Raw genomic sequence first — 679 nt, 5'->3', positions numbered from 1 at the left:
ACAGGCCATCACCGGTAGACCAGAGCAGCTTCACCTGATTGCCGCTGCGTCCACGGAAGATAAACACATGACCAGACAGGGGGTCATCCTTCAGTGTTATCTGTACCTTTGCGGCAAGGCCGTTGAAGCCGTTTCTCATGTCGGTAATACCGGCGACCAGCCAGATCCGTGTGCCAGTGGGCAGGGGTATCATCGTGGCTCACCAGACATCATTTCCCGCAGTACGAGGCGCATCAACTCCGTAGAGGGGTTATGCAGCGTGATATCACCCTGACGAAGTCGGGCGTGACAGACGATATCCGGTGAACCACTGGATGTGGCAATGGGCGGTAAATCCGACATTGGCGGCGTGAGTTGAACAGGTAAAAGTGCGGGAGATGGGGTTTTACGGTACTTGCGTCGAGGGCGGCATACCTGCCCTTCGCGCTGCCAGAGGCGTACCCATTTGAAGAGCAAATTATCATTAACATCGTACTGACGGGCAAGCGCGGCAACGCTGTTGCCTTCGTTGCTGGCCTTAACGGCCATCTTGACCAATTTCAGCTTCAGTTCTGGGGAATACTGCTTACGGGAACGTCGTTGTTGAGTACTCACGGAGGTGTCCACCTGCAAAAATAAGTGGACACCTAAATTACAGAACCTGATGCAGTAAACCAGACGGTGCTGACTGGACGCTTAC

The 679-nt window shown here is 54.1% G+C and carries 2 protein-coding genes; both read right to left on the bottom strand.

Translation table 11 applies throughout. The features are described 5' to 3' along the window. The coding region (gene tnpB, locus J5224_RS33095; protein WP_264629140.1) for an IS66 family insertion sequence element accessory protein TnpB at positions 1-193 on the bottom strand (193 nt) is incomplete at its 3' end. After that, positions 190-594 (bottom strand): transposase, encoded by a 405-nt coding sequence (locus J5224_RS33090; protein WP_264629139.1) that lies wholly within the window; start codon positions 592-594, stop codon positions 190-192. The genes tnpB and J5224_RS33090, both read right to left, overlap by 4 nt. Positions 595-679 lie beyond the last annotated feature (85 nt).

Source organism: Candidatus Symbiopectobacterium sp. NZEC135 (assembly GCF_025962695.1).
The sequence above is the reverse complement of the archived record's forward strand: the minus strand, read 5'-3'. Positions and strand labels throughout refer to the sequence as shown.